Origin of the sequence: Serratia montpellierensis, from assembly GCF_020858655.1 — a bacterium.
Taxonomy (GTDB): domain Bacteria; phylum Pseudomonadota; class Gammaproteobacteria; order Enterobacterales; family Enterobacteriaceae; genus Serratia; species Serratia montpellierensis.
Genome location: NZ_VOSN01000022.1, coordinates 204,793 through 224,715 on the forward strand (window position 1 = coordinate 204,793; position 19,923 = coordinate 224,715).

General features: G+C 60.3%; 23 protein-coding genes and 1 pseudogene. 14 read left to right on the top strand and 10 right to left on the bottom strand.

The genetic code is table 11. The features are described 5' to 3' along the window. Nucleotides 1-35: 35 nt before the first annotated feature. Nucleotides 36-245: a tautomerase family protein gene (locus tag FUU19_RS23180; RefSeq protein WP_141969292.1), complete on the bottom strand. Its 210-nt coding sequence runs from the start codon at nt 243-245 to the stop codon at nt 36-38. A 17-nt stretch (nt 246-262) separates the two neighbouring features. After that, nucleotides 263-1,003, bottom strand: coding sequence for an SDR family NAD(P)-dependent oxidoreductase (locus tag FUU19_RS23185; protein WP_230490474.1), 741 nt, complete (start codon nt 1,001-1,003; stop codon nt 263-265). A gap of 126 nt (nt 1,004-1,129) precedes the next feature. Between FUU19_RS23185 and FUU19_RS23190 the strand changes: the two genes are divergently transcribed. Beyond that, the gene (locus tag FUU19_RS23190) at nt 1,130-2,032 is read left to right on the top strand and encodes a LysR family transcriptional regulator (protein ID WP_230490475.1); all 903 of its coding nucleotides are present in this window, start codon (nt 1,130-1,132) and stop codon (nt 2,030-2,032) included. Here FUU19_RS23190 and FUU19_RS23195 read toward each other — a convergent pair. Next, nucleotides 2,007-3,215, bottom strand: coding sequence for an MFS transporter (locus FUU19_RS23195; protein WP_230490476.1), 1,209 nt, complete (start codon nt 3,213-3,215; stop codon nt 2,007-2,009). The genes FUU19_RS23190 and FUU19_RS23195 overlap by 26 nt on opposite strands. Nucleotides 3,216-3,446: 231 nt before the next feature. Here FUU19_RS23195 and FUU19_RS23200 point away from each other — a divergent pair, with 231 nt between their 5' ends. Together FUU19_RS23200 and FUU19_RS23205 are read left to right on the top strand one after the other, a co-directional pair. Continuing rightward, on the top strand, nt 3,447-3,905 hold the full coding sequence (locus tag FUU19_RS23200) for a hypothetical protein (RefSeq protein ID WP_060660813.1): 459 nt from the start codon (nt 3,447-3,449) through the stop codon (nt 3,903-3,905). A 99-nt stretch (nt 3,906-4,004) separates the two neighbouring features. Next, on the top strand, nt 4,005-4,421 hold the full coding sequence (locus tag FUU19_RS23205; RefSeq protein ID WP_033642793.1) for a DUF2000 domain-containing protein: 417 nt from the start codon (nt 4,005-4,007) through the stop codon (nt 4,419-4,421). A 12-nt stretch (nt 4,422-4,433) separates the two neighbouring features. Here FUU19_RS23205 and FUU19_RS23210 read toward each other — a convergent pair whose 3' ends face one another. Next, entirely contained in the window at nt 4,434-4,781 is a 348-nt protein-coding gene (locus FUU19_RS23210) for a GFA family protein (RefSeq protein WP_230490477.1), read from the bottom strand. A gap of 141 nt (nt 4,782-4,922) precedes the next feature. Between FUU19_RS23210 and FUU19_RS23215 the strand changes: the two genes are divergently transcribed. From FUU19_RS23215 to FUU19_RS23225, 3 genes are all read left to right on the top strand, one after another. Further along, on the top strand, nt 4,923-5,132 hold the full coding sequence (locus tag FUU19_RS23215) for a hypothetical protein (protein ID WP_004941260.1): 210 nt from the start codon (nt 4,923-4,925) through the stop codon (nt 5,130-5,132). A 153-nt stretch (nt 5,133-5,285) separates the two neighbouring features. Continuing rightward, the gene (locus tag FUU19_RS23220) at nt 5,286-6,359 is read left to right on the top strand and encodes an SMP-30/gluconolactonase/LRE family protein (RefSeq protein WP_230490478.1); all 1,074 of its coding nucleotides are present in this window, start codon (nt 5,286-5,288) and stop codon (nt 6,357-6,359) included. A 75-nt stretch (nt 6,360-6,434) separates the two neighbouring features. Beyond that, nucleotides 6,435-7,079 (top strand): Qnr family pentapeptide repeat protein, encoded by a 645-nt coding sequence (locus FUU19_RS23225; protein WP_202669368.1) that lies wholly within the window; start codon nt 6,435-6,437, stop codon nt 7,077-7,079. Here FUU19_RS23225 and FUU19_RS23230 read toward each other — a convergent pair. Next, on the bottom strand, nt 7,069-7,686 hold the full coding sequence (locus FUU19_RS23230) for a LysE family translocator (protein ID WP_230490479.1): 618 nt from the start codon (nt 7,684-7,686) through the stop codon (nt 7,069-7,071). The two genes, FUU19_RS23225 and FUU19_RS23230, sit on opposite strands and share 11 nt — an antisense overlap. A 376-nt stretch (nt 7,687-8,062) precedes the next feature. On the opposite strand from FUU19_RS23230, the gene cspE reads away from it, so the two are divergent. Then, nucleotides 8,063-8,275, top strand: coding sequence for a transcription antiterminator/RNA stability regulator CspE (gene cspE / locus FUU19_RS23235; RefSeq protein ID WP_025302547.1), 213 nt, complete (start codon nt 8,063-8,065; stop codon nt 8,273-8,275). A gap of 114 nt (nt 8,276-8,389) precedes the next feature. Next, nucleotides 8,390-8,467 (top strand): annotated as a pseudogene (locus tag FUU19_RS23240). Between the two features lie 213 nt (nt 8,468-8,680). Here the strand turns inward: FUU19_RS23240 and FUU19_RS23245 are convergent. Further along, nucleotides 8,681-9,358: an isochorismatase family protein gene (locus FUU19_RS23245; RefSeq protein ID WP_016928046.1), complete on the bottom strand. Its 678-nt coding sequence runs from the start codon at nt 9,356-9,358 to the stop codon at nt 8,681-8,683. A gap of 253 nt (nt 9,359-9,611) precedes the next feature. Here FUU19_RS23245 and FUU19_RS23250 point away from each other — a divergent pair, with 253 nt between their 5' ends. Together FUU19_RS23250 and budC are read left to right on the top strand one after the other, a co-directional pair. Then, nucleotides 9,612-10,040 carry a universal stress protein gene (locus tag FUU19_RS23250; RefSeq protein ID WP_230490480.1) on the top strand — a complete coding sequence of 143 codons (429 nt, stop codon included), beginning with the start codon at nt 9,612-9,614 and terminating at the stop codon, nt 10,038-10,040. A gap of 315 nt (nt 10,041-10,355) precedes the next feature. Continuing rightward, nucleotides 10,356-11,111 (top strand): meso-2,3-butanediol dehydrogenase, encoded by a 756-nt coding sequence (gene budC / locus FUU19_RS23255; protein ID WP_025302549.1) that lies wholly within the window; start codon nt 10,356-10,358, stop codon nt 11,109-11,111. Between the two features lie 43 nt (nt 11,112-11,154). Here budC and FUU19_RS23260 read toward each other — a convergent pair whose 3' ends face one another. Genes FUU19_RS23260 through puuD form a run of 4 tightly spaced genes read right to left on the bottom strand, consistent with a single transcriptional unit; the run spans nt 11,155 to nt 15,274 of the window. Further along, the gene (locus tag FUU19_RS23260) at nt 11,155-12,435 is read right to left on the bottom strand and encodes an NAD(P)/FAD-dependent oxidoreductase (RefSeq protein ID WP_060660811.1); all 1,281 of its coding nucleotides are present in this window, start codon (nt 12,433-12,435) and stop codon (nt 11,155-11,157) included. A gap of 11 nt (nt 12,436-12,446) precedes the next feature. Next, complete coding sequence (gene puuC / locus FUU19_RS23265) at nt 12,447-13,943, bottom strand: aldehyde dehydrogenase PuuC (protein ID WP_230490481.1); 1,497 nt, start codon at nt 13,941-13,943, stop codon at nt 12,447-12,449. 15 nt (nt 13,944-13,958) lie between these two features. Next, nucleotides 13,959-14,516 (bottom strand): HTH-type transcriptional regulator PuuR, encoded by a 558-nt coding sequence (puuR, locus tag FUU19_RS23270; protein WP_016928041.1) that lies wholly within the window; start codon nt 14,514-14,516, stop codon nt 13,959-13,961. Next, nucleotides 14,513-15,274, bottom strand: coding sequence for a gamma-glutamyl-gamma-aminobutyrate hydrolase (gene puuD, locus FUU19_RS23275; protein WP_230507386.1), 762 nt, complete (start codon nt 15,272-15,274; stop codon nt 14,513-14,515). The genes puuR and puuD overlap by 4 nt, the downstream gene beginning before the upstream one ends. Before the next feature lie 219 nt (nt 15,275-15,493). Here puuD and FUU19_RS23280 point away from each other — a divergent pair, with 219 nt between their 5' ends. The 4 genes from FUU19_RS23280 (at nt 15,494) to FUU19_RS23295 (ending at nt 19,922) form a co-directional block, all read left to right on the top strand. Further along, a complete protein-coding gene (locus FUU19_RS23280) occupies nt 15,494-16,912 on the top strand; it encodes a glutamine synthetase family protein (RefSeq protein ID WP_173888679.1) in 1,419 nt (472 codons plus the stop codon). 308 nt (nt 16,913-17,220) lie between these two features. Continuing rightward, the gene (locus tag FUU19_RS23285; RefSeq protein WP_197833908.1) at nt 17,221-18,591 is read left to right on the top strand and encodes an APC family permease; all 1,371 of its coding nucleotides are present in this window, start codon (nt 17,221-17,223) and stop codon (nt 18,589-18,591) included. Between the two features lie 91 nt (nt 18,592-18,682). Next, nucleotides 18,683-19,576, top strand: coding sequence for an aromatic amino acid DMT transporter YddG (gene yddG / locus FUU19_RS23290; protein WP_230490483.1), 894 nt, complete (start codon nt 18,683-18,685; stop codon nt 19,574-19,576). Between the two features lie 73 nt (nt 19,577-19,649). Continuing rightward, nucleotides 19,650-19,922 (top strand): hypothetical protein, encoded by a 273-nt coding sequence (locus FUU19_RS23295; RefSeq protein ID WP_049272745.1) that lies wholly within the window; start codon nt 19,650-19,652, stop codon nt 19,920-19,922. Nucleotide 19,923: the final 1 nt, after the last annotated feature.

Here is a 19,923-nt window from a genome sequence, read left to right on the forward strand (position 1 = left end):
CCCTACGACAATACATTCACATAATGAATCATCCGTTATCCGCGCCGTTCTTTGGCGCGCAGGGTGGTTACGCTCTCTCCGCCGACGCCCCAGTTGTCGGTGGCCACCTCGTCAATCACCACGAAGGTGGTGTGGCGCGGTTTATTCAGCACCCGTTCCAACAGCGCGGTAGCTCCCTCGATCAGCCATCGTTTTTGTTCGGCACTGATCCCTTCATCGGTCACTTTAATGTTGACGTATGGCATGTCATTGCTCCATGGGGTCACCAGACCCCGGCGGTTGCGCCACCGTCCACCGCCATCGCGGTGCCGGTGACAAAATGGGTATCGGTCAGGTACAACACTGCGTCGACGATATCCTGGGGTTGGCCGATGCGGCCGGTTGGCGCCAGCTGCCGCATCTGCGCCAGGTTCTGTTCATCGTTCTGGTGCATCGGTGTGGCGATGATGCCTGGCGCCACGGCGTTGACCATCACGTTATGCGGCACCAACTCCAACGCCAGTTCGCGTACGGCCTGATTCAGGCCGCCTTTGATCAGCACCGGCAGCAAGGCGGGCACTTTGCTGTTGGGCTGCATGGCGATCGACGCGGTGATGGCGACGATATGGCCGCCGCCGACTCGTTGCATATGCCGCGCGGCGGCCTGCGCCGGGTAGAAGAAGCCTTTCAGGTTGGTTGCCACCATGGCGTCGACATCCTCCGGCGCATAGTCGGCGATCGGCTTGGCGATAAATATGCCGGCGTTATTGATGAGAATATCCACCTGGCCAAACCTTTGTACCGCTATGCTGAACAACCGTTCGGCGGTTTCCGGCAGCGCAACGTCTCCCGGCACCAGCAGCAGATTGGCCGGATGGCCGAGTTGGTCCGCCGCCGCCTGCAGCCGTTCAAGCGAACGGGCGTTTGCGACAACCTGATAACCGCGTGCCAGATAGGCTTGTGCAATGGCGAAGCCCAATCCGCTGGACGCACCCGTTACGATGACCGTTTTTACCTTGTTCATGTCCCCTCCTAGACAGGGCAGTGATTTAGCGTAGGTGAACGGTAATCCATACCTGTTGATTGAAAAATGAGGAGGAAAGAACTTTAATTTATACCTTATGTAATGAATAGGCAGAGGCAGAGAGATATGCAACGTCATTTTGACGATGTCCAAGTGGGTAGCATCGAGCTGTTTTGCCTGACCGTCGAGACCGGCAGTTTCACCGCCGCGGCCAATGCCGCCGGGATAACGCCTGCGGCGGTCAGCCGTTCCGTTGCGCGCCTGGAGGCACGTTTACAGGCTAAGCTGTTTATCCGCACGACACGCCAGATGCGCGTCACGGATGCCGGCCAAAGTTATTACCTGGAGTGCCGCAGGGCGCTGAGCCAACTGATTGAGGCCGAAGCGAAAATTTCCGGCGAGCGGCAGAAACCGGTCGGTACGCTCAGCATCAGCGTACCGACGCTATACGCACATTTTAGGCTACTGCCGCGCCTGCCCGCGTTTGCGCACCGTTATCCCGATCTCACGCTGAATCTGCACGTCAGCAATCAGAACATCGACTTTTCCGAAGATAAATTCGACGTTGCCATTCGTGGCAGCGAGCTGAACGATTCAGGCCTGGTATCGCGGCGATTGGAGGAGGCCGAACTCATCGTCGTGGCGTCACCGGGCTATTTGCAGCGCCATCCTGCGCCGCTTACGCCGGCGGATTTAGCCCAGCACGACTGCATTCAGTATGCATTGCCCAGCACCGGCAGGAAAACCGCCTGGACCTTTAACATTCAGGGCGAAAAGAGCAAAGTGGACACCCGCGGGCGTTGGCTCTGCCAGGAAGATTATCTCGCCACGCTGACGCTGGTGAAAAATGGTGCCGGGCTGATGCAGGTTTATCGCTTTAGCGTCGAACAAGAGCTGCGAAGCGGGGCGCTGGTTGAGGTGCTGAAAGATTACGCCGGCGCCTCACGCCCCTTCATTCTGCTTTATCCCTATGCGCGTTTTGTCCCGCTTAAAGTGCGGAAATTCATCGATTTTCTGACGGAAAAATAGTTGCCAGCGCCAACAGCGCCCCCGACAACGCCGCCGCCAGCACCAGCCACGCCGGGGCCGCCCAACCGGCCGCAGCCACGATGGCGCTCAGCGCGACCGGGCCGATCACCTGACCGAGGTAATTCCCCTGCATCACCAGCCCCAGGCTCAGCGGCAGCAGCGTCGGTTCCGGCGTCGCTGCCGGCGTGGCGGCCAGAATGGTGGCGGGCAGTATGCCGGCGGTGGCGCAGAACAGGAAGCACAAGGGGATCAGCAGGCCGTTGGGCGTCACCGGCAGGAAAATGCCGATGCCGAAGATGCCGATGACCAGGCTGGTGGCCGCGAGCAGCGTTCTGGCGCGCAGGCCACGCGACAGCAGTACGCCGGCGGCGAGATTGCCGATGATGTTCGCCGCCACCGCCGCCGCGCTGATGCCGCCGGCGGCCGCCAGCGACAGGCCGATGCGCTGCATCAGGAAGATCGGCAGAAAGGTCATCACCGAGAAAAACTGCAGGTTGTAAGTGGTGAACATCAGCGCCAGCAACAGCGGCCGGCGCGCTCGCAGCAGGGTGCCCAGCGCTTGCCGTATCTGCAAAGACGGGGTATGTGCGTCGGCGGCGCGCCGGGAGGTGGTCAACGGCAGCAGCAGGGCGGCCAGCAGCGTCAGCGCCGCACCGGCCTGCCAACTCTGTTGCCAGTCGGCCAGGTGCGGGCCGAAAAACAGCGAGATGGCGATGCCCGCCGGCATGAAGGTACTCCAGATGCCAAACACCAGGCTACGCTGCGCCGGGGCGACGATGCGGTTCAACACTGCCGGCGAGGCGACCACCACGATCACGAAGCCGAGGCCTTCGACAAAGCGGCTGACGATCAATCCGCTGAAGTCGAGCAGCGTGGCGCCGGTAAAGCTGGCGGCGCTGATGATCAGCAATCCGAGCGCCAGCAGGCGCCGGTCGCCCCAGCGGCGCACCAGCAGCCCGGCGGCGATGCCGCCGAACACTCCGACGAAGGGAAAGGCCGAAATAACCCAGCTTAGCGCCTCGAGCGAACGGCCGAACTCGGTCTGTAGCGCCGGCAGCGCGATGGTGGCCTTGCCCACATGCAGCGCCGCGGCGATGCCGGCGAACAGCACGTTGATGACGGCTAGCCAGGGCGTGGCGGCAGGGGAAACGCGGTCGATGGCGTCCGGTTTAATGGCGGTCATAACACTCTCCAGTGGCGGTAACGCCATCACTATGTGCTCTTGCAACGGCTGAGGTCGTTCAAATGCTGCGCTATCACGCGGGGAAATTATTCATTTCGAGCTTTATTGATTGCGCGCCTTCGTTGTTTGGTTTGCCAGCGTGCCGCCCGGCGTGGACGCTCGCCTCCCTTCAGCGGTTTACTGTTCCGACACGCAGCAGGCGTGTTGTATTCATTTTATTAGGAGCAGTGTATGTCAGAGATGATGAACGAGAGTGGGGCGCCGGCCATTGAATGGAGCTATGGCGGCCGGGGTGATGATATCAGCAGCAGCCTGAGCCTCGACACGGTCGAGGAGCAGCCGCAGGGTTTCTTGATGACGGTCGATCGGCCGGTGCAGATCTTTAAAGACGCGCTGTCGCCGATGATGGCCTTTGTCACGCTGCTGCGCCCGCTGTACGCCAAGACGGGCGAGGGCTTCCAGTACGTGCCGGTTTCCAATCCCTGGACCGACGTGCAGCGCCTGCCGGCCAGCGCAGGTTATCTGGGCGTGCAGGTCAACGCCGGGCTGTTCTTCCACGGCGCCAAGCCGACGCACTATAAAGATCGCGACGGCCAGATGAAGCCGATCGACGGCGGTACCCTTTTGCAGAACATCACCGTGCTGCATCAGGTGGCGCAGCCGCTCGGCCCGGGGGAAGGCGCCGTCTGAGTCGGCTGCGTTATCACGGGGGCCGGACGCGGCCCCTTATCGCGCCTTGAAACCGCGTGCAGGTTGGGTAAAACTGGCTGCCTATTCAAGGAGAAGAGCATGTACAGCGACAACGAGAAAAAGTTTTATATCATCCTCAACCGCAATCACGAACCGGCCACGCTGTTTAACGCCTCCTGCCATCTGACGGCAGGCATCACCGATCTTATCGAGCAGCGCGAGTTTCACCATTATCCGAGCAGCCTCGACGGCGTCAGCGCCAATATGAGCCACTATCCGATCGTGATCCTGCAGGCCAAGAACAGTAGCCAGCTCAGCAACCTGATTCTGAAGTGCAAGGAAGAGGGCGTGCTGGCCAACTTCTTCACCACTACCATGCTGTCGCACTCCGCCGAACAACAGATCGCCGACACCGCCAACACCCCTTACGAGCAGCTGGATTTCGTGGCGGTGGCGCTCTATGGCGACACCGAACAGCTTAAGCCGCTCACCAAAAAGTTCTCCGTCTACCGCTGAAAACGCGGGATCTCAGACGCTGGCGCCGTCGTAGGTGTGGATCTGCAACGCATCCAGCGCGACGTCAGGCACGCAGCGCAGGTTAACGGCGCACATCGCGGCGCCGTCCGGCGCGGTGCCGTAGGCGAAGGGCTGGGCGCCGCAGACTCGGCAGAACTGATGGCGGATCTTGTGGTGATTGAAAGTGTAAGTGCTGAGCTGGTCCTGGCCGCTGTTGAGCGTGAAAGCGCTGATGGGGAAGAACGACAGCAGCAGCCCTTTGCGGCGGCAAATGGAACAGTTGCAGCTGAGGGCTTCGGTGGGCAGTTCGGCGTCTACGGAGGTGACGGCGCCGCAGTGGCAGCTTCCCTGGAATGACATAGCGATGATCCTGTAACAGGGGAGAGTGTTTGCCGAGTATAGTGCAATTTATCGTCACTTGGCCGCGCAGGGCCTGGTTTCCTTAGTAAATGCGCGGTTTTCTGGTAGGTTAAAGGTTAACGTCATCAAAAGGAGAGCGCGATGTTAGAACATTATTATCCGGCCAATATGGGCGCCGAACCGGTCACGGACGAACAGCACAAACGGCTGGTGGCGGTGCAGGCGGCGCTGGAACTGATCAAGGCCACGCTGTCGGATACCAACGACGGTAACGGCGTGGACTTCCAGCTGAAGGCGGCGGAGAAGCACATCGGCCCGATGGCCGACGCCATTCAGGAAGCCCTGAAGTAACGGTTCGCCGTCGCCTCAACCGCCCGCACCGGGCGGTTTTTTTTTGCGCTGATTACTGCGATTTTTTTAGTGGCGCATTGCCTTTTTCCCGGCTGGTGCCGTGAGCGGCGCGATCCTATTCTAGCGATCCGAGTCCTCATCAGGGTCATGCTCATGTTCCGCTTTAACCTCTTTTCTTTCTTATTTCAGCGCCGCCGGCGCGTCACCCAGTTAGCCGGCGTCGCGCTGTTTCTCAGCGGCGTGATGCAGGCGCAGGCCGTGCAGCGCATCGAATTCTCGCCGGATGCCGCCGGCGCTTACCCTGAGGGCATTGCCTGGTCTCCGCGCGCCGGTGCGTTCCTGGTCTCCTCCCTGCGCGGTGGGCAACTGGGTCTGGTCTACCCGGATGGCCGCTATCGGCGGTTTTCCACCGGTAAGGGGCTCATCACCACCTCCGGCATGCTGGTGGACACCGAGCGCAACCGGGTACTGGTGTGCAACGAAGACGTGGGCGTTTCCCTCAGCTCTGCGCCCGGTACGCATAATCGCGTGGCGCAGGTGCTGGAGTTCAATCTCGATACCGGCGCGCTGCAGCAGACGTACGATCTCTCATCGTTAAGCCGTGGGCCGACGCTGGCCAACGATCTGGCGCTCGACCCGCAGGGCAATATCTATGTGACCGACAGCTTCCAGCCGCAGATTTACAAGATCGACCGGGCAACGCGCCAGGTGTCGATTCTGGTGCGCGCAGCGCGTTTGATGCCGGCCGACGCACCCGCCGCTGCGCAGGGCACGCAGCCTTATCTCAACGGCATCGTGTATCACCCTGATGGCTACCTGATTGCGGCGGACTACACCCGCGGCCTGCTGTGGAAAGTGACGCTGGATAACACGCCTGCGATAAGCGAAATCAGGCTGCCGCAGCGGCTGAAAGGGCCGGACGGGCTGCGGCTCAAAACCGCCAACGAATTGGTGATCGTACAGTCTTTTCCGGGTGAAAAGGGGAGCATGTCCGGCGACGTGACGCTGCTCTCCTCTCACGACGGCTGGGCCAGCGCGCGTATTGCGGCGGTCGCCACGCCGCCGGGATTGGATGGGGCGACCGGCGCCGCGCTGCGCGATGGCGAGGTGTGGGTCGTCAACTCGCGTTACCCCCGGCTGTTTTCCAACGTCGCTCAAGCGGAAAGCACCAGGACGTTCAGCATCGTCAGGGTGGCGCTCGAACCGCCCGCGGCTGATGCGCGCTAATCGACGACGATTGCCAACCCTGCCGGAATAGGGTTAAATGCTGCCCTGGCTGTATAAATAAACAGGGGTGTTGCAATGGGCCTGGCGCTGCAGGGTGAAAAGATCGCGCGTAACCGCTTTACCGGCGAGAAAATTGAAAACGGCAGCTTTATGCTGTGTGATTTTTCGGGGGCCGATCTGACCGGGACCGAATTTATCGGCTGCCAGTTCTACGACCGCGACAGCCGACAGGGCGGTAACTTCAGCCGCGCGATACTGAAAGACGCGAGTTTTAAAAGCTGCGATTTATCGATGGCCGATTTTCGTCATGCCAACGCGTTGGGCATCGAGATCCGCGAATGCCGCGCGCAGGGCGCCGATTTTCGCGGCACCAGTTTTATGAACATGATCACCAGCCGCACCTGGTTTTGCAGCGCCTATATCACCAAAAGCAACCTGAGCTATGCCAACTTCGCCAAGGTGGTGCTGGAGAAATGCGAGCTGTGGGAAAACCGCTGGCACGGCGCACAGGTGCTCGGCGCCAGCTTCAGCGGCTCCGATCTGTCCGGCGGCGAATTCTCCGGTTTCGACTGGCGTGCCGCCGACGTCACCCAGTGCGATCTGAGCAACGCGGAACTGGGCGAGTTGGATTTACGTACCACCGATCTGCAGGGCGTTAAAATGGACAGCCACCAGGCCGCGCAGCTGTTGGAGCGGCTCGGGATCGCGATCATCGGCTGAGCAACTGCCGCAGCCCCAGCGCGATGATCAGCGTGCCGCAAGCGCGATCGATCCAAGCCTTGCTGCGGCGGTAGGCGCCGGCGACAGGGGCGTGCGACAACACCAGCGCCACCAGCCCGTACCACAAGCTGGCTATCATCGCGACTTCCAACAGCATGGCGAGGAAGGTCGGCGTAGAAACATGGGCGGGCGCCGCTGATGAGAAGACGGCGGCGTAAAACGCAATGGATTTGGGATTGGCGATGTTGGTGGCGATGCCCTGCAGAAAAGCGACGCGAAAACCGCTTTTCCCGGTCACCGCGGAGGGGGCGGAAGAAGGCGCCGCCTGGGCGATAAGCCGATAGCCGAACCACAGTAAATAACCGGCGCCGGCCACTTTTACCGCTAGCGCCAACCAGGGGAACAGGGCGAAAATTATACCGATACCGAGGAGGGCGCTGCTCGCCCAGAACAGGTTGACCAAGACAATGCCCGCCACCAGAGCGAAAGCCTCGCTGCGGCGCGCGGAAACGGCTTTGTGGGCGACGGCGACAAAATTGGGGCCGGGGATCACCACGCCGACGATATAGACGGTGAAAACGGCGAGCACGGCTGGCATATCGATCATCGGTTAACGGCCTGTAAGCAGCGGGTTAGCCTTAGTTTTATAATGAATCGCCGATGTGATCCAGCAGGGCGAAACCTTTTTTTACCTGCCCGTAGCGGCAGGCGCCAGCGGCCTTTTGCGATAATAAATTTATGAGCCATATGAATATAATTTAAAATATATCTTGCTTAAATAATTTGGCTGTGTGTAAATAGCGTCATCGGTTTGTCATACAGACCTTATGAAAGCAGTTTTAGTAAAGCAGTTCTCAGTATTAGCGATATCCCCCAGATACCTCTTCTTCCGCGAATTTTCTTCTCTAGTGCCCCATAAGTTTCCAATAAAAACAGACCTCTATCGCCCTATGGCGTCGCAAAAATAGAAAGGAAATATCTCTATGTCTACTAAAATGACGGGTTTGGTAAAATGGTTTGATGCAGGTAAAGGCTTCGGCTTTATCACCCCGGCAGACGGCGGCAAAGACGTGTTCGTACACTTCTCCGCTATCCAGAGCAACGATTTCAAAACGCTGGACGAAGGCCAACAGGTTGAGTTCACTATCGAAAAAGGTATGAAGGGTCCTTCTGCCGGCAACGTGGTCGCGTTATAATTTTCGGCTAAGGTGCGGTTTCTTACGACAGCGATGAAGGTTTAAGCCGGAGCAGTTAAGAAATAACACCCTCAGCCTGAATAAACTCCGGGTTCGCCCGGAGTCTTTATCGATACGTCATTAGCTCAGCAGGAAGAGCGGCAGGGAAATATTCGTTGGCGGACTGGGGTTCGATTCCTCGATGACGTTCCAATAATTAATTATTATTGGCAACAGAAAAACAGATTGTCGCATAAATAATAATGCCGCTTTCCAGTCTGTTTTTCTGTTGTGAAAAAGTCGCGCTTAGGCTGCGTAATGTTGGAGTGTTGGATGGACGCTTACGCCATAACATGACAGCCGGGAAAGTCACCGGCACATGATTAATAGCCCCGGCCCTGGCCGGGGTTTTTTGTGCCCGCGATCTTAACGCTGCGAGTCCAGCAGTTCGTTGTTTTTCACCACGTCCTGCGCCTTGAGGTAGCTCTCGATCAGCAGCTGATAGGCCGGGAAGATTTTGGTGTAGACCTCGGCCCACTGCTGAGCGTCGGCGCGGTTCCAGCTGCCCTGCAGCTCGGAGGCCACGCCGGCGGTGTCGATCGGCACTACGCCGGCCTGTACCACACGCGCCAGGGTGATTTCCTGCGCCATTTTCGAGTAGGTGCCGGAGGCGTCGATCACCGCGAACACTTTATAGCCTTCGGCCACCGCGCTGATGGACGGGAAGGCCATGCAGACGCTGGTGATGGTGCCGGCGATGATCAATGTTTTGCGGCCGGTGGCTTTGACCGCCGCCACGAAGTCCGGGTTGTCCCAGGCGTTGATTTCCCCTTTGCGTGCGACGTACTGCGCGTGCGGCGCATTTTGGTGAATTTCCGGGATCAGTGGGCCGTTCGGGCCCTGCGGCACCGAGGCGGTGGTGATCACCGGCAGTTTGCTGAGGGTGGCGATGCTGGCCAGAGCGGCGGCGCGGGCGCGTAGTTCGGTCATCGGCATGTCGGCGACGGTCTGGAACAGGCCGCTCTGGTGGTCGATCAGGAGCATGACCGCGTCATTGGCATCAATAACAGGACGCTGGCCGTTGAAGTTGGCTGGAGTGCTCATGGTGTTTTCCTTTTCTCGTCGTGAGGTCAGTGGGTATCTTCTTTGATTGATAAGGCTGAAACTCAGCGCTTGCCTACAGTGTAGGGAGGGGAGAAAAATCCGGTAGACCGTGCAGGCGGGATGCATCGTTCCACAGATGGAACGACGGTGCGGCAGGCGAGTGAACCCGCGCTGGGCTAAACTTAAGATGCATGAGAAACATGCGGCAAGGAGCGCCATCCTGTTTACGGAGTTGACGAGGAGGGCCGCCATCATGGCTTACCGGCATATCGTTGTCGCCACGGATCTCAGCGAAGACGCCGAGTTCCTGCTGGGCAAAGGCGCCAGACTGGCCGCTGCGCTCAAGGCTAAACTTTCCCTGATCTATATCGACATCCACCGCGCCGGTTATTACGTCGATCTGGGCGTGGGCGATTACAACTACACCGATCGCACCTTTTCGGAGCGGGTGAAGAATATGCTCAATGCGATCAAAGGGCAGTCGTCCTACCCGGTCGAAGAGGTGATCGTCAGCCGCGGCGCGTTGACGGAAGAGCTGAACCGGGCGGCGAAGGAAAAAGGGTTCGACCTGGTGATCTTCGGCCACCATCACGATGTCTGGAGCCGGCTGGTTTCTTCGGCGCGTCAGGCGATCAACGAACTGAACGTCGATCTGCTGGTTGTCCCCATCGAGAAAAAATAGTCGCGGCCGCCTGCGGGCGGCTGCCGTTTTTCATTCACATCACTTATCTCTGATTGGCCATGACTGCCTTTCCGCAATAATCCCGCTTGCTGACAATCCGCCTGACGAATAGTGACTCACCGTAATTTTATTTTATCCATCAATATGTTGGCCAAAATCCGATAAAGGTTAATCCAGCGCATTGAAATCACTGACATACCTCCTTTTGGTTAATAAACCGCACGTTTTGACTGGCTCTCAGGGGAGGGGCGTCTTATCCTCGGGGTAATGAGATTTGTATGACTTATATAAATACGTTCACATGGAGGAGGTCTCATGCGTTTTGACAATAAAGTCGTGGTTATCACCGGTGCGGGCAACGGTATGGGGGAAGCGGCGGCGCGGCGTTTCTCCGCCGAAGGCGCCATCGTGGTGCTGGCCGACTGGGCCAAAGAGGCGGTAGATAAGGTCGCCGCTTCGCTGCCGAAGGGCCGGGCGATGGCGGTACATATCGACGTCTCCGATCACGTCGCGGTTGAAAAAATGATGAACGAGGTGGCGGAAAAACTGGGCCGCATCGACGTCTTGCTGAACAACGCCGGCGTACACGTGGCGGGCAGCGTGCTGGAAACCAGCGTCGACGATTGGCGCCGCATTGCCGGGGTCGATATCGACGGCGTGGTGTTCTGTTCCAAATTCGCCTTGCCGCACCTGCTGAAAACCAAAGGTTGTATCGTCAATACCGCGTCGGTGTCCGGCCTGGGCGGCGACTGGGGCGCGGCTTATTACTGCGCGGCGAAAGGCGCGGTGGTCAACCTGACGCGCGCCATGGCGCTGGATCACGGCGGTGACGGCGTGCGCATCAACTCGGTCTGCCCGAGCCTGGTCAAAACCAACATGACCAACGGTTGGCCGCAGGAGATCCGCGACAAGTTCAATGAGCGCATCGCGCTGGGGCGTGCGGCGGAGCCGGAAGAAGTGGCGGCGGTGATGGCATTTCTGGCCAGCGACGACGCCAGCTTTATCAATGGCGCCAACATTCCGGTCGATGGCGGGGCGACCGCCTCGGACGGCCAACCGAAGATCGTTTAAGCGTTAGCGCCCAGGCCCGGTCAGGATGACCGGGCCGGTTGTTTTAGACGCCGATGCGGTCGCGCAGCGTGTAGTAGGCCGCGCCAATGGCGGTGAACGGGATCTGCAGATTGCGCCCACCAAAGAACGGCAGATGCGGCAGCTTGGCGAAGGCGTCGAAGCGTTCGGCGTCGCCGCGCATCAGTTCGGCAATCAGCTTGCCCGCCAGATGGGTGCAGGTTACGCCGTGGCCGCTGTAGCCCTGCATGTAGTACACGTTATTCTCCAGCCGGCCGAACTGCGGCATGCGCGACAGCGTCAGCAGGAAGTTACCGGTCCAGCGATAGTCGATACGCACCCCTTTCAGCTGCGGGAAGGTCTTCAGCAATTTTGGCCGGATCAGATTGTCGATGTCGTCCGGATCGCGCGCGCCATACACCACGCCGCCGCCGTACAGCAGACGATGATCGGCGGTGATGCGGTAGTAATCCAGCAGGTAGTTGCAGTCCTCCACGCAGTAGTTCTGCGGGATCAGCGCCTGCGCGATCTCCGGCGCCAGCGGCTCGGTGGTCACCACCTGGGTGCCGCACGGCATGCTGCGCTTGGCCAGCCGCGGCTCCAGCTTGTCGCCCAGATAGGCATTGCCGGCGACGATGACGAAACGCGCCTTCACCTGACCGTTGGCGGTGCTGATGAGCGCCGGTTCGCCGTGGCGAATGTTCGTCACCGCCGATTGTTCGAAGATGCGCCCGCCCTGCAGGCGGATCGCCTCGGCCTCGCCCAGCGCCAGGTTAAGCGGATGGATGTGGCCGCCGCTGTGATCGAGCAGCGCGCCGACGTAGCGATCGCTGGCAACCTCCTGGCGCAGCCGATCCGCATCGAGCAGCTCGAGCTGGGTATTGCCGTAGCGTTCCCAGTTGCGCTTTTGCTCGATCAGCGCATGGAACTGCTTGTTGTTCAGCGCGGCGAAGATGCCGCCGGGGCGGTAGTCGCAGTCGATGGCGTAGCGGCTGATGCGGCTGCGAATGATCTCCGCGCCTTCAAACATCATGCTGCCGAGCAGGCGGGCGCTTTCCGCGCCGTAGCGCTCTTCAATCACATCGATGTCGCGGCTGTAAGAGTTGACCAACTGGCCGCCGTTGCGGCCGCTGGCGCCGAAACCGATGCGCGCCGCTTCCAGCACCACCACGTTATAGCCGGCTTCCACCAGAAACAGCGCGGAGGAGAGTCCGGTATAGCCGCCGCCGATCACGCAGACGTCGCACTCGATAGATTCATTCAGTTGCGGATAGGGCTGATGTGCGTTGGCCGTGGCCGCATAGTAGCTTTTTACGTGTTCAGTCATGAGATAAGCCCTTATTCCAGCGAGATCCAGGTGGTTTTCAATTCGGTGAATTTGTCCAGCGCGTGCAGCGATTTGTCGCGGCCGTTGCCGCTCTGCTTGTAGCCGCCGAACGGCACGGTCATGTCGCCGTCGTTGTAGTTGTTGACGAATACCGTGCCGGCTTTCAGCTGGCGCGCCATGCGGTGCGCACGCGCCAGATCGCGGGTCCAGACCGCGGCGCCGAGGCCGTAGTCGCTGTCGTTGGCCAGCTGCAGTGCCTGTTGCTCGCCGTCGAAGGTGGTCACCGCCAACACTGGGCCGAAGATTTCATCGCGTGCGACGCTCATGGCGTTGTTCACCTGGGTGAGGATAGTCGGCCCCAGGTAGCCTGCGTGGTCGCCCTGCGGATGGTCGCGTCCGTCGAGGAACAGCGCGGCGCCCTGGCTCAGCCCCCGATCGATATAGCCGGCCACTTTTTCGCAGTGGCCGCTGTCGATCAGCGTGCCCATCACCGTGTCGGGATCGAGCGGATCGCCGGGGACGAAGGCCGCCGCGTGTTTGCGCAGCGCTTGCAGGAACGCTTGCTCAATGCTCGCTTCGACCAGCAGGCGAGTGCCGGCGATGCACACCTGCCCCTGATTGTAGAAGATGCCGGCGGCGGCGCTGCGTGCGGCCTGATCGAGATCCGGACAGTCGGCGAAGACGATGTTGGCGCTCTTGCCGCCGGCCTCCAGCCAGACGCGTTTCATGTTCGATTCGCCGGCGTAAATCATCAGCTGTTTCGCCACCAGGGTAGAGCCGGTGAAGGTGAGGGCGTCGACGTCGCGGTGCAGCGCCAGCGCCTTGCCGGCGTCGTGGCCATAGCCGGGCACCACGTTCAGCACGCCGTCCGGCAGCCCGGCCTGCTGCGCCAGTTTAGCGAGCAGGATGGCGCTCAGCGGCGATTTTTCGGAGGGTTTAAGCACCACGCTGTTGCCGGCGGCCAGCGCCGGGCCGAGTTTCCAGCAGGCCAGCAACAGCGGGAAGTTCCAGGGCACGATGGCGCCGACCACGCCGATCGGCTCGCGCTCGATCAGCGCCAGCGCCTCGCGGCCGGTGGGGGCGATTTCGCCGTAGACCTTATCGATCGCTTCGGCGTACCAGCGGATGCAGCGGATGGCGCCCGGCACGTCGTCGCGCAGGCTGTGGCGGATGGGTTTGCCGGTGTCCAGCGTTTCCAGCAGCGCCAGCTCTTCGTGATGCTGCTCCATCAGATCGGCGAAGCGCAGCAGCGTGGCTTTGCGCTGCGCCGGGGCGGCCTGCGCCCAGTCGCCACGCTCAAAGGCGGCGCGCGCCGCGCTGACCGCCCGATCGATGTCGGCGGCTTCACCACGCGCGACCTGCGCCAGCTCACGGCGGCCGGCGGGATCTTCCACGGCGAAACATTTCCCCGCGGCGGCCGGCTGGTAGCGGCCGTCGATAAACAGCTGGTGCTCAATCTTCAGGGCCTGCGCCCGTTGTTGCCAATACTGCAAGTGGTGAAAGTTCATGCGTGGCTCCGTTGATCAGAATGTCGTCGGCGTATGGGCGCTGATAATCCGGCAAATGCGCGCCGACGTGTTGCTGAAACTGTGGGGGATGCCGGTATTGATGGCGTAGCTCTGCCCGGCCAGCAGGTGATAGCTCTGGCCGTTGACCTGCAGCACCACTTCGCCCTCCAGCAGCGTGCCAATCTCTTCCCCTTGGTGTTTGATGCGCTCGCCGGTGGTGGTGCCCGGTTCGTAGGTCTCGATCATCATTGCCAGCGTGCGGTTCGGGTCGCCGTTGTGGATCAGCTTCATCGAAACGCCCTGGCTGCCGATTTCGATCAGGTCGTCGCTGTCTATCACGATCTGTGGCTCAGCCGGTTTTTCCGGCTCGGCGAAAAACGCCGACAGCGACAGACCGTACACCGTCAGCAGCTTTTGCAGCGTGCTGATGGCCGGGCTGACCTTATCTTGCTCGATAGTACTGATGGCGCTGTGGGTTAACCCAGACAGTTCGGCGACCCGGCGCTGCGACAACCCTAATTGTTGACGGATCTGCGACAGACGTTTTCCCGGTGCCAAGCTGACGTCGCTCATGGGCGTTTTTCCTTTTGATAGTTCCGACAGGCGGTAATGAAACCATCAAACAACAGGCGCGACAGGGCGTACTCGTCGCTGTTCCACTCCGGGTGCCACTGCACGCCGAGCGCGAAGGGCTGATCGCGCACGCTGATCGCCTCCACCAGCCCGTCGGCGGCGTGCGCCTCGATGCGAACGCTCGCGCCCAGGGTTTTGGCGCCCTGGCCGTGCAGCGAGTTCACCCAGAATCTGTTGCAATCCGGTATCAGTTGCGAAAGCAGCCCCCCTTCCTGAACGATGACTTCGTGGGCGGGGGCGTATTGCTGTTCCAGCGGCAGGTCGTGATCTTCACGATGCTCCAGCAGCTCGGGCAGTTCGTACAGGCGGCGATGCAGGGTGCCTTGGGTGGCGACCACCATCTCCTGCATGCCGCGGCAAATGGCGAAAAGGGGAATGCGCCTGTCGAATGCCTGGCGGATCAGCGCCAGGCTCAACGCGTCTCGGCCAGGATCGGCGTCAGGCTCATCGCCGTTTTCACCATAAAGGTGCGGCTGCACATTACTGGGGCTGCCCGGCAGCAAAATGCCGTCGAGGCGCGGCAGAACTGCTGCCAGCATTTCCGGCTCCGCCAGCGCGTGTGGCAGGGCGATCGGCAAGCCGCCGGCGGTGATAACGGCATTCAGGTACTTTTCTTGCAAGGTCTGTGTGAGGTGCCCGTTTAACCTATACCTGCACATGACGACGCCAATGACTGGTCTGTTAAATATATTGTCCATGCTATCCCCTTGGTACGTTCGAAATTATGAACGATAAGCTTCTCCACCGCCGATTTCGTTCAATATTCTATAAATCTAGCAGTCGATTGGGCAATATTCAAACCAAAAGTAACACTTGCAAAACAAATTTGTTTCATCTACGTTTCATTTGTGGGCATTATATTGAACAATACGGTCAATAAACATCGACGACAGCAAAACACAAACGGCGGGTGAACCATGCAGACCAACATCGTAGAAGTGGAAAACTTTGTTCAGCACAGTGAAGAGAGACGAAGTAGCGCGTTCCAGCGCGAAGTGAAGAAGTATCTGGAACGTTATCCGTTAACCCAACATGTCGACGTACTGTTGACCGATCTGAACGGCAGCTTCCGCGGCAAACGCATCCCGGTCGGCGGCCTGAACAAACTGGAGAAGGGCTGTTACTTCCCGGCATCGGTATTTGCGATGGATATTCTCGGCAACGTGGTGGAAGAGGCCGGGCTGGGGCAGGAGTTGGGCGAGCCGGATCACGTGTGCGTGCCGGTACCGGGCACGCTGACGCCGTCGGCGGCGGACCCGCAATATATCGCGCAGGTGCTGCTCACCATGTTGGATGAAGATGGCACTCCCTTTGACGTTGAACCGCGCAATGTGCTGAACCGAGTGTGGCAGCGTTTGCGTCAGCGCGGGCTTTCCCCCGTGGTAGCGGTAGAGTTGGAGTTCTATCTCATCGATCGTCAACGCGACGCGGAGGGCTATCTGCAGCCGCCGTGCGCGCCGGGCACGCAAGAGCGCAACACCCAAAGCCAGGTGTACTCCGTCGATAACCTCAACCATTTCGCCGACGTGCTGAGCGAGATCGACGAACTGGCGCGTTTGCAGGGCATTCCGGCGGACGGCGCGGTGGCGGAGGCGTCGCCGGGGCAGTTCGAGGTCAACCTGCACCATACCGACGACGTGCTGCAGGCCTGCGATCACGCGCTGGCGCTGAAGCGGCTGGTGCGCATGGTGGCCGAGAACCACAACATGCAGGCGACCTTTATGGCCAAGCCGTATGAGGAGCACGCCGGCAGCGGCATGCACGTACACATCAGCATGCTGAACGCGCAGGGCAACAACGTGTTCGCCGACGACGACGGTGAAGATTCGGCGCTGCTGAAACAGGCGCTGGCGGGCATGATCGCCCTGATGCCGTCTTCGATGGCGCTGCTGGCGCCGAACGTCAACGCCTACCGTCGCTTCCAGCCCGGCATGTATGTGCCGACCCAGGCTTCCTGGGGGCATAACAACCGCACCGTGGCGCTGCGCATTCCCTGCGGCGATCGCGATAACCACCGCGTGGAGTACCGCGTGGCGGGTGCCGACGCCAACCCTTATCTGGTGATGGCGACCATTCTGGCCGGCATCGTTTACGGTCTGGAAAGCGCGCTGCCGCTGCCTGAGCCGGTGACCGGCAACGGGCTGGAGCAGGACGGGCTGCCGTTCCCGATTCGCCAGAGCGACGCGCTGTACGAATTCGAACATCAGCCGGTGCTCAATGCACTGCTGGGCGAACGCTTCAGCCACGTCTACCTGGCCTGCAAAACCGATGAGCTGGTGCAGTTCGAGCGCCTGATCACCGAAACCGAAATCGAGTGGATGTTGAAAAACGCCTGATCCCGCTCACTCTGCGACGACCGCGCGCGTCCGGCGCATTTCATCGGCTCTCCTGTGGCCGGCGAGGCTGCGCGCTGCGGTACAGAATTTCTTCTATCACGGCGTACAGGACGCCGACGAGGAAATAACCATGACTCAGTCATCCCCCTGCGCAGACGTTTGCCTGTGCCGCAGTGCCTACGGGCCGGTCGCCGGCCGCCCGACAGCGATCTCAACCCGTTTTTCCCGCCGCCTGAGCAGCAGTTTCCCTGCGGCCTCTCTGAATGACGTTGCACGGTTGACAGCAGAGGACCAAGAGGGGAAATGCCATGACGATTAAAGCCATCGACGGCGGCCCGGCGGGCAAACCGCAGCTGCGCAAATCCCTCAAGCTGTGGCAGGTGGTGATGATGGGCCTGGCCTATCTGACGCCGATGACGGTGTTCGATACCTTCGGCATCGTTTCCGGCCTCACCGACGGCCACGTGCCGACCTCCTATCTGCTGGCGCTGGCCGGCGTGCTGTTCACCGCCATCAGCTACGGCAAACTGGTGCGCCAGTTTCCCACCGCCGGCTCCGCCTATACCTATGCGCAAAAGGCGATCAACCCGCACGTCGGTTTTCTGGTGGGGTGGTCGTCGCTGCTCGATTATCTGTTCCTGCCGATGATCAACACGCTGCTGGCGAAAATTTACCTGACCGCGCTGTTCCCGGAGGTGCCGCCCTGGGTGTGGGTGGTGGGTTTCGTTATCCTGATTACCGCCATCAACCTGAAAAGCGTCAATCTGGTGGCCAACTTCAATACCCTGTTCGTCTTGGCGCAGGTGGCGATCATTCTGGTGTTCATCTATCTGGTGGTGCGCGGCCTGCACAACGGCGAGGGGATGGGCACGGTGTGGAGCCTACGACCGTTCCTCAGTGAAAATGCGCACCTGCTGCCGATCATTACTGGCGCCACTATCCTGTGCTTCTCGTTCCTCGGCTTCGATGCGGTGACTACGCTGTGCGAAGAGACGCCCGACGCCGCCAGGGTGATCCCGCGCGCCATCTTCCTGACCGCGCTGTACGGCGGGGTGATCTTTATCAGCGTGTCGTTCTTCATTCAGCTGTTTTTCCCGTCCATTCAACGCTTCCACCAGCCCGACGCGGCATTGCCGGAGATCGCGCTGTACGTCGGCGGCAAGCTGTTCCAATCGATCTTCCTGTGCGTGACCTTTATCAATACGCTGGCCTCCGGCCTGGCGTCGCACGCCAGCGTGTCGCGCCTGCTGTACGTGATGGGGCGCGATAACGTGTTCCCGGAGAAATTCTTCGGCTACATCCACCCTAAATGGCGCACCCCGGCGCTGAACGTGCTGATGGTCGGGCTGGTGGCGCTGTCGGCGCTGTCGTTCGATCTGGTGACGGCCACGGCGCTGATCAACTTTGGCGCGCTGGTGGCCTTTACCTTCGTCAACCTGTCGGTGATCAGCCACTTCTTCATTCGCGAAGGGCGCAACAAAAGCTGGAAGGATCGGTTCAACTTCCTGTTCCTGCCGCTGGTGGGGGCGCTGACAGTAGGGGTGCTGTGGCTGAACCTGGAGAAAAGCTCGCTGACCATGGGGCTTATCTGGGCGACGCTGGGCTTCGGCTATTTGGCCTGGTTGACCCGACGCTTTCGCCAGCCGCCGCCGCAGCTGGAGCGGCAACCGCAGCAATAAATTCACAGGCGGGAGTTTCCCGCCTTTCTTTTTGGCGCGTGCGGCAGTAGAGTGAAAAACCTGATAAAAAATAACCCATTGGACCTGTCTTATGCCTGCTTTGCCCTCGCGTACCCGCGCCACGCTGTTCGGTTTGTTGGCCATTGTGTTGTGGAGCAGCGTGGTCGGCCTGATCCGCAGCGTCAGCGAAGGGCTGGGGCCGATCGGCGGTGCGGCGATGATCTACAGCGTCAGCGCAGTGTTCTTGCTGGTGGCGCTCGGCGTGCCGAAATGGCGCAGCTTTCCGCGGCCTTATCTCATCCTCGGCAGCCTGCTGTTCGTCAGCTACGAGATCTGCCTGTCGCTGTCGCTCGGCTACGCCAATACCCGCCTGCAGGCGATAGAAGTGGGCATGATCAACTACCTGTGGCCCTGTTTCACCGTGCTGATGGCGCTGGTGATAAACGGGCAAAAGGCGAAATGGTGGCTGCTGCCGGGGCTGCTGCTGTCGCTGTTCGGCATCGGCTGGATCATGAGCGGCGAGGGCGGCTGGTCGCCGGCGCAAATGCTGGCCAACGTGCGCAGCAATCCGCTCAGCTACGGGCTGGCGTTCAGCGGCGCGGTGATCTGGGCGCTGTACTGCAACCTGACCAAGAAGATTGCCCAGGGCAGCAACGGCGTGGTGCTGTTCATCGTGCTGACCGCGCTGGCGCTGTGGCTGAAGTATGCCTTCAGCGCGGAAAGCGGCATGCAGTTCAGCCTCGGCGTGACCGTGACGCTGCTTTGCGCCGGGGTGGCGATGGGGGCGGGGTATGCCGCCTGGAACGTCGGCATTCTGCACGGCAACATGACGCTGCTGGCCACCGTCTCTTATTTTACTCCGGTGCTGTCGGCGGTGTTCGCCGCGCTGGTGTTGCACACCTCGCTGACCGCCAATTTCTGGCAGGGCGTGGCGATGGTGACTCTCGGCTCGCTGATCTGTTGGCGGGCAACCCGTGGAAATTAACGGAAATTATCCGCCGTCGGCGCAATGTTGAACTAGAATTTAACTAGCCATATTGCCTGAAGGAACGACGACGATGAGAAGCGACATTCAATTTATTCAGCAACCCGAAATCGACGCGCATCATTATGAGCGTGGCGATACCGTGCGCCTGACCACGGCGAATCTTCGGCATGAATATCAGCTCGACGTTTATATTTTGCGTCGCGACGACAAGCTGATTTACGGTTCCGTCGTCGCGGCGGCGCCCAAGACCGATATTCCGGTCGCCAGCTGGGAGGTGAAAAACGGCGAGGAGGTGGCGTTCCGCCAGGAAAACATCGCTAAGGCGGTGCCGGCGGTGAACTGAT